The sequence below is a fragment of the Pseudomonas jinjuensis genome (assembly GCF_900103845.1).
Taxonomy (GTDB): domain Bacteria; phylum Pseudomonadota; class Gammaproteobacteria; order Pseudomonadales; family Pseudomonadaceae; genus Pseudomonas; species Pseudomonas jinjuensis.
In genome coordinates this window covers 142730-158178 of record NZ_FNIJ01000014.1, presented here as the reverse complement: position 1 = coordinate 158178, position 15449 = coordinate 142730, and the positions used below count along the sequence as shown (strand labels likewise).

Here is a 15449-nt window from a genome sequence, read left to right as displayed (position 1 = left end):
AGTTACAGGGCGCAAGATTTTTCTTGTGCAAAAAATGGCCGGCCATCGAAAAGGTTCTTCCTTCATCAATAAATGGCTTTGTCCATGTCGGCGCAAGCGCCCTGCCTCTTGCGATAGTGGGCGGGTGAACGCAAAATAATACGACCAGATAAGTCGGAGTTATGAATGGCTCTATACAGCGCAGGGGTCGAGTACGGCATCCATTGCCTGCTCTACCTGACGGATACGCGGGGCGATGGCCGCGAATCCACCGTCCGCGTCCTCGCCGAACTGCAGGGCGTGCCCCAGGAGCTCCTGGCCAAGGTCTTCACCAAGCTGGCGAAGGCGAAACTGGTGGTCGCCACCGAAGGCGTGCGAGGCGGATTCAGGCTGGCGAGGCCCGCCGAGGAGATCAGCGTGCTCGATGTGGTGCAGGCCATCGACGGACCCAGGCCGATATTCGAATGCCGGGAGATTCGTGGGCGCTGCGCCGTGTTCGATGGCTCGGCGCCGGACTGGGCGACCAGCGGGACCTGCTCGATCCATGCGCTCATGCTGACTGCGCAGAAGCGCATGGAAGAGGCGCTGGCCCAGCAGACCCTGCTCGACCTCGTGCGCAAGACGGCGCGCAAGGCGCCGCCCTCCTTCGACGAGCAGGTGGTCCGCTGGATGGGTGCCCGCCGCGATGGCGTGACGACTTCCACGGACTGAGCGCCAGAGGTCCGTTCGAGGCTGATGAGGTTGTACTTCTCGCCGGGCTAATGAGTGGCCCGCGTTACCCGGTAGGTCAGCAGTTGCGGGTCGTCATCCGCCTCGATGGCGTGCGCCGGCAGGGGCAATTCGTCCAGCACGGCGCGCCAGAAAGCCAGGGCGGTTTCATCCTGCCGATAGAAACGCACCAGCCAGTCGCTCTCCCCGCCCAGCAAGGTTTGCCTGGCTACGGCGCGGCCAATGCCCCGGCGGCGGTATTTCTTCAGGACGAACAGGTCCGCCAGCTCCAGCGCATCGATACCCGGCAGCTCGCTGCGCTCGACCAGCAGGAAGCCGGCGATGAAGCCGTCGACCAGGATCAGGCTGGCGCTCCAGTGCGGCTCCTGCCAATAGCGCGCCAGATGTTCCTCGTGGATATAGAAGCGGCCGTCGATCTCCACGTCCTCCTGCTCCCAGTCGGAGGACTCGTAGGCATAGAACTGGTAGAGGTTGCGGATCAGCCCGATGTGCTCCGGGCCGGTCGGCAGCAGCTCGATGCTGGTTGCACCATCATTCAGGGACATGACATTCGCTCTTGGGGGACTCTCGGACTGGCCTGCCATTTTCGCCGATGCCGGCAATATCCGGAACGTCGCTGCCGGGATTTCTCCGGCGCTTCGCTCAATCCCCTGAAGTCGGTGGACGGCGCCATGCCCCTCTGCGCGACTACGACGCCGGCGGACCCGCGCCCGCCAGCCTGATCGCACCTCAGCGCACGTAGCGGCCCGGCGCCGGCTCCAGCGCCGGGAAGGCGCGGTTGCCGGGCTTGCGCGGCGCCTTCTTCGAGGCGCCGGAGCGCTCCGTCAGCCATGCCTGCCAGTGCGACCACCAGGAGCCGCCGTGGGCGCTCGCCCCGGCTTTCCAGTCCAGGGGATTCTCGACCAGCTCGGCGCCGGTCACGAAACGCGCCTTGGGATTGCCGGGCGGGTTGAGGATGCTCTGGATGTGGCCGCTGCTGGACAGCACGAACTCGCACTTGCCGCCAAGCAGCCGCGCGGAGCGGTAGCAGGCTTCCCACGGCGTGATGTGGTCGGTCAGCCCAGCCAGGCAGTAGAAGTCCTGGGTGACCCGGGAGAGGTCGATGGGCGTGCCCGCGACTTCCAGCGCATTGGCGCGCGACAGCGGGTTGCTCTTGAACATGTCCACCAGTTCGCCATGCAGGGCTGCCGGCAGGCGGGTGGTGTCGTTGTTCCAATAGAGGATGTCGAACGCCGGCGGCTCCTTGCCAAGCAGGTAGTTGTTCACCCAGTAGTTCCAGATCAGGTCGTTCGGCCGCATCCAGGCGAAGACCCGGGCCATGTCGCGGCCTTCCAGCACGCCCGACTGGTAGGAACGGCGCTTGGCCGCTTCCAGGCTCTTCTCGTCGGCGAACAGGGTGACGTCGCCGTTCATCTCCCAGTCGAGCACGCTGACCATCTGGGTGAAGGCATTCACCTTGTGCTCGCCAAGGGCGGCGTAGTGGCCGAGCAGCGTGACCATGGTGATCGCCCCGGAACAGGCGCCGAGCAGGTTGAGATCGTCGCTGCCGGTGATCGCCAGCACCGCGTCGACCGCCTCCTTGAGCGCCTCGATGTAGGTGGACAGGCCCCATTCGCGCTGCGCCGTGGTCGGGTTGCGCCAGCTCACGACGAAGGTCTGCAGGCCGCTGCCCACGGCATAGCGGACCAGGCTCTTTTCCGGCGTGAGGTCGAACACGTAGTACTTGTTGATCTGCGGCGGGATCACCAGCAGCGGCCGCTCGTGCACCAGTTCGGTGGTCGGCTGGTACTGGATCAGTTCCAGCGCCTCGTTGCGGAACACCACGGCGCCCTCGGTGGTGGCCAGGTTGCCGCCGACCTCGAAGGCGCTCTTGTCCACCTGGCTGGGCATGCCGCCATTGCTGACCAGATCCCTGGCCAGGTTGCCGAGGCCGTCGAGCAGGCTCTTGCCGCCGGTATCCAGCAGGCGCTTGAGCGCGGCGGGGTTGGCCAGGGTGTTGGTCGGCGCCAGGGCGTCGGTGAGCAGGCTGACGACGAACTTGCCGCGGCTGAGTTCCTGTTCGGACAGGCCCGCGCTGTCGAGCCACTCGTCCATCTCGCCGCGCCAGGCCAGGTAGACCTGCATGTAGCGGCGGAACAGCGGGCTCTGCGCCCAGGCCGGATCGCCGAAGCGGCGGTCGCCGGCTTCCGGCTGCAGCTGCGAACGGCCCAGCAGGACGTTCTTCAGCTCGCGGCCCAGGGAAATCGCATGGCCGGCGCTGGTGAACGGGCTGGAGATCGCATGGCGCAGCAGCTTCTGCGTGGTGCCGAGGATGTCGCGTCCCTGCGGGCCGACCACCGGGTTGAGGTTGAGGGTGTTTTCCGCCGCTTGTTGCGACAGAAGGCTTTTCTTCTTGCTCATGACAGAAACCTGAAAGCCCCCCACCGTCTTCGCGGTGGGGCGCATTGAATGAGTTGTGCGGATGTCAGACGCTGCGCGTCTTCAGCAGGAAGTGCGACAGGGCGGGAATCAGGATCAGCGCGCCGAGCATGTTCCAGACGAACATGAAGGTGAGCAGGATGCCCATGTCGGCCTGGAACTTGATCGGCGACCAGGCCCAGGTGACCACGCCCGCGGCGAGGGTGATGCCCACCAGCGCAACCACGCGGCCGGTGAAGGACACCGCCTGGCGGTAGGAGTCCGCCAGCGAGAGGCCCTGGCGCTGGAATTGCAGCTGCACGCTGAGCAGGTACAGCGCGTAGTCCACGCCGATGCCGACACCGAGGGCGATCACCGGCAGGGTGGCGACCTTGACGCCGATGCCCAGCACTACCATCAGCGCCTCGCAGAGGATCGAGGTGAGCACCAGCGGCAGCACCGCCACCAGGGTCGCCCGCCAGCTGCGGAAGGTGATCAGGCAGAACAGGCAGACCGCGGCGTAGACGAAGAACAGCATGGTGCGGTTGGCTTCGTGCACCACCTGGTTGGTCGCCGCCTCGATGCCGGCGCTGCCGGCGGCGAGGAGGAACTGGCGCTCCGGCGTGCTGTTATCCGCCGCGAACTTCTCGGCAATCGCCGCGACCTCCTTCAGGGTCTGCGCCTTGTGGTCCTTGAGGTAGGCGATCACCGGCATCAGCGAGCAGTCGGTGTTGAACAGCTCGGGGTTGTTCACCGAGGCCTGCTGGGCGGCGTAGTTCAGCACGTCCTGGTTGCGCTGCAGGCTGAGGAACTTCGGGTTGCCCTCGTAGGTGCCGGCGGTGATCTGGCGTACCGCGTTGGTCAGCGAGACGGTGGTCTGCACGCCGGGATGCTGCTGCAGGGCCCAGGCCAGGCGGTCGGCGAGGATCAGCGTCTGGTAGTTCAGGCAGCCTTCCGGCGCGGTCTTCACCATCACCGCGAACTGGTCGCTGGACAGCGAGTAGTGCCCGGTGATGTAGGCATTGTCGCGGTTGTAGCGCGAGTCCGCGCGCAGCTCCGGGGCGCCGGCGTCGAGGTCGCCGACCTGCAGCTTCTGGCTGACCAGGAAGCCGCCCGCGCCCAGCGCCACCGACAGCAGCACCGCGCCCAGCGCCCAGCGCCGCTCGGTGAAGCGATCGAGGAAGTCCCAGATGTGACCGAAGCCCTTGTGCTTCGCGGCGTTGGAGTCGATCCGCAGGGCGCGCTCGGCGGCCTTCCTGCCGACACCGACGCAGGACAGCGCCACCGGCATCATCAGCAGGGTGGTGAAGATCAGCACGCCGACGCCGATGCTGGCGGTGATCGCCAGGTCCTGGATGACCGGGATATCGATCAGCATCAGCACGGCGAAGCCGACCACGTCGGCGAGCAGCGCGGTGACCCCGGCGAGGAACAGGCGGCGGAAGGTATTGCGCGCAGCCACCAGCTTGTGGGTGCCACGGCCGATGTCCTGCATGATGCCGTTCATCTTCTGCGCGGCATGGGACACGCCGATGGCGAAGACCAGGAATGGCACGAGGATGGAATACGGGTCCAGCGCATGACCGAACCAGGCGACGATGCCGAGCTGCCAGATCACCGCCATCAGCGAACAGCCGATCACCAGCAGGCTGCTACGCAGGCAACGGGTGTAGGCGAAGATGATCAGGAATGTGGTCACCAGCGCCAGGCCGAAGAAGAACATCACCCGGATCAGGCCGTCGATCAGGTCGCCGACCAGCTTGGCGAAGCCGATCACGCGAATCTTCACCGCGCCCTGCCCTTCCTCGCCGGAAGCCTGTGCCTGCCTGTCGCCGGAATACTCGAAGCGCAGGCGCAGCTTGTCCTCCAGCTCGCGGGAGAACTGGTGGTAGTCGATGGCCTTGCCGTTGGCCGCGTCGCGGTCGAGCAGCGGCACCACCAGCATGGTCGACCTGAAGTCGTTGGCGACGAGGCTGCCGACGATGCCGGCGCGGGCGATGTTCTGCCGCAGCTGTTCGATGCTCGCCGCCTTGCCGTCGTAGCCATCGGGCATCACCGGGCCGCCCTGGAAGCCGTCCTCGGTGACTTCGGTCCAGCGCACGCCGGGCGCCCACAGCGACTTCATCCAGGCGCGGTCGACGCCGGTGCCGAGGAACAACTCGTCATGCACCTGCTTGAGCGCATCCAGGTAGGCCGGGTCGAAGATGTCGCCCTTCGGGTTCTCCACCACGATCCGCACGCTGTTGCCCAGGCCGCGCAGGGAATCGCGGTTGGCCAGGAAGTTCTGGATGTAGGGATGGCCCTGGGGAATCATCTTCTCGAAGCTGGGCCGCAGTTCGAGCCTGGTCACGGCCATGTAGCCGAGCAGCAGGGTCATCAGCAGGATGACGAGCACGAACGGCAGCCGGTTGTTGAACACGATACGCTCCAGCAGGTTTCCGCTGCGCGTATCGAACTCTTCGAGCGTCCGGATTACCGGCATCTCGACATCTTTCATCGCACCCATGATGGGTCGCCTCGCGTTTTATTCTTGTGATTTCGCAACCAGCGTGCGCTGGCTCAATCCACGGTTGCCGACCAGCAGCAGGCCCGCATCGGCACGCACCAGGGCGCCGGCCACCGGCACCAGCGCGCCGGTATCCAGCACGTGGAAGGTGGTGCCGCGGTCGTCGCTGCGCAGCACGTGGCCGGCCTGGCTGAACAGGTACAACCTGCCGTCGGCGCCGCGCGCCGAGGCGGTGATGCTCACCGGCAACCCGGTTTCCACCTTCGTCCAGCTCGCGCCGCCGTCGCCGCTGCGGAAGACGTGCCCGCGCAGACCGTAGGCCAGGACCACGCCGGGCTCGGCAGCAAGGCCGAAGAAACTGCCCTGGTAGGGCGACTGCAGCACCTCGAAGCGCTCGCCGGCCGCGTCTAGACGCAGCAGCAGGCCCTGTTCGCCAGCGAGATAGAGATGCTCACCATCCGAAGCCAGGGCGGTCAGGTGGTAGGCGCTGGGGTTGTCGACGCGGTCGATCCACGGCTGCCAGTGCTGGCCGCCATCGATGGTGCGGAGGATCAGGTTGAAGGCGCCGACCACGAAGCCCTCGCGTTCGTTGGCGAACCAGACGTCGAGGAACGGCTTGTCCGCGCCCTCCTTCGCCAGGCGCTGCGCCTCGTCCTGCCAGTGCTCGACACCGGCATAGCGTTCGGTCATCAGCTGGCCGATCTGCCGGCCGTCGAGCTGCTTCTGCCAGCTGCGTCCGGCATCGGCGCTGTGCAGCACCACGCCGTCGTGGCCGACTGCCCAGCCTTCGTCCGGTGTGGGGAAATGCACGGCGGTGAGGTCGGAGCTGACCGGCACTTCGGCCTGCTGCCAGCTGCTGCCGCCATCATCGGAATACAGGATATGGCCGCGCTGGCCGACTGCGACCAGGCGCTTGCCGGCCTCGGCCACGTCCAGCAGCGGGCTGCGTGCCGCCAGTTCGCTGCGCTGGGCCGGGAGGTCCAGCACGTCGACGAAGGGAGCGGCCTGGCAGATTCCGATGGGCAGCAGCAGTGCCAGGCTCGCCAGGGCGATCCGCTTGTTCAGGTACATAGTGGGGTTACCTCGGAAACGGGCCGCTGCGCCGTGAAGCGGCAGCGGCCATCTACAGCAGGATCAGCGGATGCCGGCGCCAGCCAGCGATTCGGAGGCCCACTGCGACTTGGCCAGCGGGGCCACGTAGTGGATGCCGCCGTACGGGCCGACGATGCCGTTGATGTTGTAGGAGTTGCCCACCAGGTCATAGATCATGAACGGGGTGGAATCCGGCACCTGCTTGTCGTAGCTCTGGCTGAGGAAGGCGAAGGAACCGCGATACAGCTGGCCACGGGCGTCGTACTGGTCGGACGCCAGGGCCACCCAGCTGTCCTCGTCCAGGTAGAAGCGGCGCTTGGCATAGATGTGGCGGGCGCCGGACTTCAGAGTGCCCTCCACCACCCATACGCGGTGCTTCTCCCAGCGCACGTAGTCCGGCGCCAGGTGGTTCGGCGTGGTCACGGACTTGGCGTCCTTGGCGTAGGTCAGCTTGTAGGTGTTGTAGGGCACGACCATTTCCTGCTTGCCCACCAGCTTCCAGTCGTAGCGGTCCAGCGCACCGTTGAAGACGAACACGTCGTCATAGGTGCCGGCGCCGGCGGTACCCGGGTTCGGCGTGTCGTACGCCAGGCTCGGGGCGAGCTTCACGCGGCGCTGGCCGGGCAGGTACTGCCAGGCCTTGCGCGGCACTTCGACGGCATTGGCCGCGTCCTTCAGCATGATCGCCTCGCCGGCGCGGCGGGCCGGGCCGGTGTAGTACAGCTTCATCTGGTAATACACGTCGGTATTGCTGATGGGCTTGTTCAGGTCTTCGTAGATCGGGTAGCTGATGAACGCCTTGCCGGTGGTGGCCAGGGTCGGCACGCCCGCGGAGTCGACGTTCCAGGAGTCGTACTTGGAGTTGATGGTCACGCCCTGGTAGCGCAGCAGGTGGTTCCACATCGCCTCGGCGCCGTTCTGCGGAATCGGGAACGGCACGCCCGGCAGCACGTTATCGATGGCCAGGCCGCCGTTCTCGGACTTGGCGCCGGTGGCGTTCTTCACGCTGTTGTCCAGCACGCCCTGGGGCATCGCCACGGTGCGGTGGGTCGGGAAGACGTCGACGCGGAAGCTCGGGAAGCGCTTGGCCAGCTCGACCGTGGTGGCGCTGAGCAGGTTCTTGTACTGGTCGACGTTCCTGCCGTCGATCACCAGCACCGGCTTCTCGTTGGCGAAGGGATCGGGACGCACGCTGTCACCCGATTTGAAGCCGGCCGGCGCGGAGGTCAGGCCGCCGTCGTAGGCGGGAATCGAGCCGTCGGCGTTGCCGGCCTTGTCGGCGCCGACCAGGGTCAGGCTGGCGCCCAGCCTGGCCGCTTCGGCGGCGGAAACAGCGGCTTGGGCAGTACCGGCGAATGCCACCACAAGGGAAGCCGCCAACAGAGTAGGTACGAATTTCATCTCGTAGGTCTCCTGCCTGGGTTTTCCAGGCGGTGTGGGGATCAGAAGGTGGTCTTGAAGGTCAGGTACATCGCGCCACGGTCTTCCGTGGTTGCTCCGCCGCCGGAGAAGGAGGAATAGCCTCCGGCGTAGCAGGTGTAGCGCTGCGTGGCATCCAGTGCGTTGGGAGTGGAACCGTCGGTGGCGCCGTTGTCGCACTTCTCGGCATCACCGAAGGAATCGACGTACTTCAGGTCGACGAAGTACTGGTTGTAGATGGCGGCGCCGATGCCCACGGAGTAGTTGCCGGTGTCTTCCGCACCGCCACCCTGCACCGGGGAAACGCCGTCGAGGCCGACGTTCACCGACATCGGCGCGCTCAGGTCGACGCCCGGGAACACCTGGAACCAGGTCGGCGTGAAGTTGACCGCGATGCCCCAGTTGTCGCGGGTCGGCTTGTCGATGCCGCGGTAGCTGTCCTTGCCCTTGTAGAGCGCCTCGTTGTGGCTATCGAGCTTCAGCAGGTTGCTGTAGTACAGCTCGCCGAGCAGCGAGGCCGAGTCGAACAGCGGGGTGTCGCCGATCGCCATCAGGCCGTTGAGGGTCCAGTGCAGGGTCTCGCCGGTGGCGCTGAGGCTGTCGCCGTCCTGCGCCACGTCGGTGATCACGCCGGAGCCCGGGACGCGCGGCGGCAGCAGGCCGAGGCCGCCCGCCAGGCCGCCCTGGCCGGGGGCGCTGAGAATCGCCGGGATGCTCGCCAGCGGCATGTTGTGGCGGATGTTCAGGTCGCTGCCGACGCTGACGCCGCCGACATCCTTGGACAGGCTCAGGCCGTAGATGTCGATGTCGTCGCCGTAGGCGAAGGAGTACGAGGTGGTGGCGATGGAACGCTGCACGTTGCCGATCGGGCCGGCCGGCCCCGCGGCGCTCAGGCCACGGCCATCGAGCACGGCCTGCGGCAGGATTTCCGCGGTCTTGCGGTAGTAGACGCCGAGCGTGCCGTTCAGCCATTCCGGCGACCACTTGGCCATGAGGCCCCAGTCGCCGTGGTCGTCCGGCTCGTAGTCCTTGCCGTTACGGATGGTGGTCAGGGTGCCGTTCGGGCCGGCCAGGCCCGGGCCGCCGGTGTGGCCGAGCAGGAAGGACTGGGCGCCGAAGCCCACCAGGTCGGAGCTGCCGTAGTAGGTGCCGGCTTCCGGCAGGCGCGCGGCGTCCCACTCGAAGAAGTACTGGGCGGCGATGGACAGCTCGGGGTTGATGGTGAAGGTGGCGGAAATCTGCTCGCGCGGGACGAACAGCTCCTTCGCCTCGGTGCCCGGGGACTGCGCCAGCTTGGCGAGGTCCAGGCCGGACTGGCCGTAGCTGATCGAGTGCACCGGATTGAGGATGGTCTCGCCCCAGAACACGTTGTGCTGGCCGGCCTTGATGTTGAGCTGCGATTCCTCGCCGATCTCGGTGCCCCAGAACACGAAGGCATCGAGGATCTCGCCGGACGGACCGTTGTAGTAGCGCTGGGCGTAGTTGCTCAGGTGCGGGCTGCCGAAGGCCGGATTGCTGGTGCTCGGCTGGCCGACGATGCTGGAGAAGGCGTCGTTGCCGTTGACGAAGGGGTTGGAGTTGGACCCGGTGTTCTCGTAGGCCTTGTCGTACCAGCTGGCGGCGCTGACGCGGAAGCCCTGCTTGCCCTGGTTGACCACGTCCAGCTCGGTGAGCAGGTCGACGCGGTTGGTGATGTTGGTTCCCGACTTGCGGAAGTTGTAGTCGCCGTCGTTGTTGTTCGGGGTGTTCAGCATGCGCTTGTCGGCACTTTCGGTACGCACGCCGTAGTTGTACTTGATGGTGTTGTCGAAGCGCACCGACCAGTCGGGGTTGCCGGTGTCGACTTCGAACGCCTGTGCACTGGGCGCGCCCAGCGCGGCGGCCAGGATGGCCGTGGCGAGCAGGGTGCGGCGCAAGGTCGGGTGTTGGCTGTGGATCATCGAGCAGGCTCCATTTCTTGTTGTTGTGGTTCGCCCCACCCCTGTCACGCAGGTGCAGGGAAGCACCGCGGCGTGTACGCCACGGGCCAGGGGATGCTTTCGGTCAGTTGTCGAGCAGGCGGATGAAGGCGTCGGCCTGTCGCCAGTCGCCGTATCCGGAGGCCGGGTTCAGGTGGCCGACTTCGCCCAGTTCGACCAGGGTGCTGCCCCAGTCCCGCGCCATCCGCCGCACGGCGTCCAGCGAGGCGAGGTGGTCGTTGCTGCTGGCGGCGACGATGCTCGGGAATGGCAGCGCCTGGCGCGGCAGCGGCAACCAGCCGCCGGCTTCCAGGTCCTCGCGGCTCGGATAGCCCTGCGGCCAGTCGGCGTCGAGATCGGGTGGAGTGACGAGCAGCGCACCCTTGATCCGCCCCAGGTAGCGGGCGGCCCAGTGCGCCACCATCAGCACGCCGGCGCTGTGGGCGACCAGGATCACGGTGTCGTCGATCTGCTCCAGTTCGCGCCGGATGGCTTCCACCCGCGCCGAGCAGTCGAGTTTGCCGGTTTCCAGCGGCGGCACCGAGCGCACCTTCGGCAGGCGTTCGGCGAGCAGGGTCTGCCAGTGTTCCGGCACGTGGTCGCGCAGGCCGGGAACGATCAGGACGGTCGAGCTTTGGTTGTTCACTGCGTGGCCTCTGGCGGGTCGGTGTCTGGGATGGCTACACAGTAAGAAGACCCGGGAACGCCCGCTTTGCATTGAGCGTCAGTGACTTCGCATTTGATGACAGGCGCTGCGGCGAGTCCCCGCGCCTTCAGTTGCGGTAGTGCCAGAGAATCTCCACCACGCGCACGGCGAAGACCACGTAGATCAGGCACAACCCCGCCTGCAGCATCACGTGGTGGCGCAGCTTGCTCAGCTTGAACAGGCCGACGCAGATGTTCGCCAGGGTCAGCAGCGCCGCCACGACGATCAGGCCCCAGCCGGCGACCGTCGAGACGAACAGGCCGAAGAACAGCTCCTCGTGGGTTTTCAGCGTCTGCGTACCGGCGGCGAACAGCAGGGCGCAGAGCACCAGGTTGCGGATATTGTCGAAGACCTGGTTGAGACCGTATTCCACGCGCTCCTGGAAGTTCCTGGGTGGTTCGTTCATCGCAGTTCCCCCTCGTTCCGCTGCCTGGGGAAAAGCGTAGCCAGTGTCGTGAAAGAGATTGCCAGGCCGCGTCGGGCGCGGTTAGCCTGCTTGTCTTTTCGTGACAGCCACAATAATGACAAGAGCGGCGTCCAGCGGCCGGAGGGCACTCCGGTTCCGCGGCGGCGGCTCCAAGCCTGCGAAGCGTTCGACATGACGACCCGAGTTCGTGTTGCCTCCCTGACCAACTACCTCGAAGTGGCCCGGCACCTCGGCCTGAATCCCCGCGAGCTGCTGCGCGAGGCCGGTCTCAGCCAGTCCCTGCTGACCACCGATGCGGAGCAGCGCATCCCCACCGCCCTGGCGGTCAAGCTGCTGGAGGAATCGGCCCGCCTGAGCGACTGCCCCACCTTCGGCCTGCGCATGGCCGAATCGCGGCAGCTCTCCGACTTCGGCGCGATCAGCCTGCTCATCTCCCACCAGGCGACCCTGCGCGACGCGCTGAAGACCATCGTCGAGTACCGCCACCTGCTCAATGAATCCCTGGCCCTGCATATCGAGGAGGTCGGCAATATGGTGATCATCCGCGAGGAGATCATCACCGACCCGCCGATGCACTCGCGCCAGGGCATCGAGCTGGCCATCGGCGTGCTGTTCCGCCTGTGCAGCGCCCTGCTCGGCTCGCACTGGCGACCGACCAGCGTCAACTTCATGCACGACGCGCCGCCGGACCTGCACGTCCACCGCCGCCTGTTCGGCTGCAAGGTGGAGTTCGGCAGCGAGTTCAACGGCATCGTCTGCCCCGCCGCCAGCCTCGACTTCGCCAACCCCCTCGCCGACCCCGGCATGGCGCGCTACGCGCAGCGCTACATCGAATCCCTGGGCCGCCCCGACGAGCAGTCCATCCTCAACGAGGTGCGCAAGGCCATCTACCTGCTGCTGCCGATGGGACACGCCACCATCGAACAGATCGCCCAGTCCCAGGGCATGAACGTGCGCACCCTGCAGCGCCGCCTGGAAGAAGGCGGCGTGACCTTCTCCGACCTGATCAACGAAGTGCGCCGCGAGCTGGTGGTGCGCTACATGGAGAATCCGCGCTACTCGCTGGCGCAGATCGCCGACATGCTCGGCTACTCGGTGCCCAGTTCGTTCACCCGCTGGTTCGCCAGCCAGTTCGGCCAGTCGCCGGCGAGCTGGCGCAGCGAGCATTGCAAGGGCAAGGGCTGAGTCGCACTGCCTGTAGGAGCGAGCTTGCTCGCGAACAAAATGCGCTGAGATACCAAGACAGTTGCTCCTACCCGGCCCATCGCTACCACGGTCCTGCGTGGGAGCGATGGGAACATCCCTACCGGCAGCTCAGTTCGCCACCTTCTCCGCCAGCTCGTTCAGGTCGGTGACCGCCCGGCCCAGATAGAACTCGGCGCCGCCGCGTCCATAGGCCTTCTGCCCCCGCAACTGCGCCCGCACGAAGCGATAGGTGCCGCTGAGCTTGCCCACCTCGCCGGCATATTGCGGATAGCCCGCCTCGAGTTCGGCGAAGCGCTGGCCAACGCTGTCGTCCAGGGCCTGCAGCTCCGTGTCGCTGAGGGCGAAGGCCTGCCGGTCGGGAAGCGGATAGCCGCGCAGCTCGTAGTCCAGCAGCAGCACCGCGAGCGCCTGGCTCTGCGCGCCGAAGGATTCGGAGCGCGGATCGGCCCCGGCGCTGGCGGCCGCCTCGCCGGCGCTCCGCTGCAGCGTCCGCGCCTGCTCCAGCAACTGGCGCACCAGCGCGGGATATTCGTCTGCACGTTCGCGAGGCAGCCCGTCGAGGCTGAGGAACAGGCTCTTCATCGCAGTCAGCGGGCGCTGCAGAGGGTCCGGACGGCCCTGCTGCTGGACCAGCCGTTCCAGGGTGTTCATCTGGTAGAACATCGCGGACAGCTGGTCCTGGTTCGGTTCGCGTTCCCGTGGGTTGAAGTAGGCCATCGCCGAGGCGCAGACCAGCCGGCTGTAGCTGGCGATTTCGCTGAGTTGTCGGGCGTCTTGCGGGCTGGCCCAGGCGGGCAGGCATTGCAGGGAGGACAGCAGGCAAAGCAGGAGCAGGGTCGGTCGCATCATCATGTATCCGTTCTTGTTGTTATTCGGGAACACATATTCATGATTGCGGCCGGCCCATGCGGGCCGGCAGCGAGCCGCAGTCTAATAAAAAAGCCGCGCAGCGTCCGGATGAGCTACTGCCCCGCGGCATGAAACGATGAACTCTCCTTTGCGAGATGTGACGGACCTCCCGGCTACTTCGCCCAGTGCAGCATCGCCAGCACCAGCGCGGCGAGGAAGGCGGTCTCGCCCACCATCAGCAGGATCGGTTTGATTCCGACAGCGGCGAGTTGCTTCAGCTGGGTCTTCATGCCCAGGGCGCTGATCGAGATCACCAGGCACCAGCGCGACACATCGTTGCCGACGCCCTGCACCAGGGACGGTACCCAGCCGGTGCTGTTCAGCGCGGCGAGCAGGGCGAAGCCCACGGCGAACCACGGCAGCAGCGGCGGCCGCTTGCTGCCCGGTTCGGCGCCGCTGGCGCGGGTGATCATCGCCGCGCAGACGATCACCGGCAGGAGCATGGCGACGCGCATCAGCTTGACCACGGTGGCGGTGTCGCCGGTCTCGTGGGACATGCTGTAGCCGGCGCCGACCACCTGGGCCACGTCATGGATGGTGCCGCCGAGGAAGATTCCGGCCTGCTGCGGATCGAGGCCGAAGGCGCGGGCGATCATCGGGTAGAGGATCATCGCCAGGGTCGACAGCGCGGATACGCCGATCACGGTGAACAGCGTGGCCTTTTCCTTCTGCCCGTGGCTGGGCAGCGCGGCGGACAGCGCCAGCGCCGCGGAGGCCCCGCAGATCGCCGTGGCGCCGCCGGAGAGCAGGCCGAACAGCTTGTTGAAGCCCATGGCGCGCGCCGCCACGATCGACACCAGGATGGTCACGCTGACCAGCACCACCACCATCGCCACCGGTTGCCAGCCGAGGGCGGCGATTTCCGTGAAGGTGATGCGCAGGCCGAGCAGCGCGACGCCGACCCGCAGGATTTCGCGGGCGGTGAACTCGATGCCGGCCTTGCACGGGCCTTCGGTGGCGAGGAAGTTCACCGACAGACCGAGCAGCAGGGCGAACAGCATCACCGGCGCGCCGTAGTGATCGGCAAGGAAAGTGGCCGCGGCGGCGACCATGGCGCTGACCAGGATGCCGGGCAGCAGGGTGCGGCTGCGCGATCCCAGCGCAGCGATGGTGGTGGCGGTCATAGGACGAGCTCTCGCGGAATGTCGGTGAAATCGATGAACCAGGCCCCGTCGCGCGACTCCATCGGATAGCGCCTGACGCCGAATCCGCGCTGGCTGGCCATGCAGCCGTCCGCCAGGTTGAAGCGCAGGCCGTGGGCCGGGCACTGCAGCCAGCGGCCTTCCAGCTTGCCGCAGAACAGCGAGGCGCCGGCGTGCGGGCAGCTGTCGTCGATGGCGTAGAACACGCCGTCGAGGAGGAACAGCACGACGGATTTCTCCTCGTGGCGGAACAGGCGCCGCCCGCCCTCCTCCGGCAGCCTGTCCGGCGGAATCTCGACCAGCCGCTTCATGCGCTCAGCTCCATGGGCGCCGTCCGCTGGCGTACCGCGCGGTAGAGCGCCGCGAGGATCAGCTCCGGCGGCTGGGCGCCGACCGTCGACAGTTCTCCCTCGATGACGATGGCCGGTACGCCGACGCTGGCCAGGGTGAGGTCGGTACCCGCATAGGGGCGGCCATCGCCATGCAGATCGTCGGCGAAATCCATGGGGTCGTAGCCGCAGGATTCGGCGAGGCGCAACAGGACCGGCACCTGGCCGATGTCCTCGCCCTGCTGGAAATAGCCAGCGAACAGGCGTTCCAGCAGTGCGTCGGCCTGCTCCGCGCTACCCAGCCCGGCGGCGCGGGCCAGCAGCCGGTGGGCATCGCCGGTATTCGGCATGGTGCGGATGCGCGGGTAGTCGATCTCGACGCCGGCCTGCTCGGCGGCGGCCTGCACGCGGGCCTGGCGTGCGCGAATGGCTTCCTTGCTGCCGAGGCGGCGACCGTAGAACTCGTCGAAAGGCATACCCTGCGCCGGCAGGTCGGGCAGCAGTTGCAGGCCCTTCCAGGCGACCCGGGCGTCCACCTCGGGATGGCTGGGCTTCAGCCAGCGCAGCGCGGTTTCCAGGTTGCGTTTGCCGATCAGGCACCAGGGACAGATGACGTCGAAGGTCATCTGGATGTTCAACAGCGTCATGAC

At 66.7% G+C, this 15449-nt stretch carries 14 protein-coding genes; 2 read left to right on the top strand and 12 right to left on the bottom strand.

Annotated elements, in window-relative coordinates; translation table 11 throughout:
• Positions 1-165: 165 nt before the first annotated feature.
• Positions 166-690, top strand: coding sequence for an RrF2 family transcriptional regulator (locus BLR75_RS19515; RefSeq protein ID WP_084312354.1), 525 nt, complete (start codon positions 166-168; stop codon positions 688-690).
• Between the two features lie 47 nt (positions 691-737).
• Here BLR75_RS19515 and BLR75_RS19510 read toward each other — a convergent pair whose 3' ends face one another.
• From BLR75_RS19510 to BLR75_RS19475, 8 genes are all read right to left on the bottom strand, one after another.
• Complete coding sequence (locus BLR75_RS19510) at positions 738-1253, bottom strand: GNAT family N-acetyltransferase (protein ID WP_090416127.1); 516 nt, start codon at positions 1251-1253, stop codon at positions 738-740.
• 184 nt (positions 1254-1437) lie between these two features.
• The gene (phaC, locus tag BLR75_RS19505) at positions 1438-3108 is read right to left on the bottom strand and encodes a class II poly(R)-hydroxyalkanoic acid synthase (protein WP_084312350.1); all 1671 of its coding nucleotides are present in this window, start codon (positions 3106-3108) and stop codon (positions 1438-1440) included.
• 64 nt (positions 3109-3172) lie between these two features.
• Positions 3173-5611 (bottom strand): efflux RND transporter permease subunit, encoded by a 2439-nt coding sequence (locus BLR75_RS19500; protein WP_084312348.1) that lies wholly within the window; start codon positions 5609-5611, stop codon positions 3173-3175.
• 18 nt (positions 5612-5629) lie between these two features.
• Positions 5630-6682 carry a WD40/YVTN/BNR-like repeat-containing protein gene (locus BLR75_RS19495; RefSeq protein WP_084312346.1) on the bottom strand — a complete coding sequence of 351 codons (1053 nt, stop codon included), beginning with the start codon at positions 6680-6682 and terminating at the stop codon, positions 5630-5632.
• Between the two features lie 63 nt (positions 6683-6745).
• Entirely contained in the window at positions 6746-8104 is a 1359-nt protein-coding gene (locus BLR75_RS19490; protein WP_084312344.1) for a DUF1329 domain-containing protein, read from the bottom strand.
• Positions 8105-8145: 41 nt separating this feature from the next.
• Positions 8146-10062, bottom strand: coding sequence for a DUF1302 domain-containing protein (locus tag BLR75_RS19485; RefSeq protein WP_084312342.1), 1917 nt, complete (start codon positions 10060-10062; stop codon positions 8146-8148).
• Between the two features lie 103 nt (positions 10063-10165).
• Entirely contained in the window at positions 10166-10726 is a 561-nt protein-coding gene (locus BLR75_RS19480) for an RBBP9/YdeN family alpha/beta hydrolase (RefSeq protein ID WP_245726174.1), read from the bottom strand.
• A gap of 127 nt (positions 10727-10853) precedes the next feature.
• Positions 10854-11192 (bottom strand): DUF6332 family protein, encoded by a 339-nt coding sequence (locus BLR75_RS19475; protein WP_084312338.1) that lies wholly within the window; start codon positions 11190-11192, stop codon positions 10854-10856.
• Between the two features lie 192 nt (positions 11193-11384).
• Between BLR75_RS19475 and BLR75_RS19470 the strand changes: the two genes are divergently transcribed.
• Complete coding sequence (locus BLR75_RS19470) at positions 11385-12398, top strand: AraC family transcriptional regulator (RefSeq protein ID WP_084312336.1); 1014 nt, start codon at positions 11385-11387, stop codon at positions 12396-12398.
• A gap of 129 nt (positions 12399-12527) precedes the next feature.
• On the opposite strand, the gene BLR75_RS19465 is transcribed toward BLR75_RS19470, so the two are convergent.
• The 4 genes from BLR75_RS19465 to BLR75_RS19450 form a co-directional block, all read right to left on the bottom strand.
• Entirely contained in the window at positions 12528-13271 is a 744-nt protein-coding gene (locus tag BLR75_RS19465; RefSeq protein WP_084312334.1) for a hypothetical protein, read from the bottom strand.
• Positions 13272-13441: 170 nt separating this feature from the next.
• Positions 13442-14452, bottom strand: a complete 1011-nt coding sequence (locus BLR75_RS19460; RefSeq protein WP_084312332.1) for a YeiH family protein — start codon at positions 14450-14452, stop codon at positions 13442-13444.
• Complete coding sequence (locus tag BLR75_RS19455) at positions 14449-14781, bottom strand: Rieske (2Fe-2S) protein (protein WP_084312330.1); 333 nt, start codon at positions 14779-14781, stop codon at positions 14449-14451. Before BLR75_RS19455 ends, BLR75_RS19460 begins: the two co-directional genes overlap by 4 nt.
• A complete protein-coding gene (locus BLR75_RS19450; RefSeq protein ID WP_084312328.1) occupies positions 14778-15446 on the bottom strand; it encodes a DsbA family oxidoreductase in 669 nt (222 codons plus the stop codon). Before BLR75_RS19450 ends, BLR75_RS19455 begins: the two co-directional genes overlap by 4 nt.
• Positions 15447-15449: the final 3 nt, after the last annotated feature.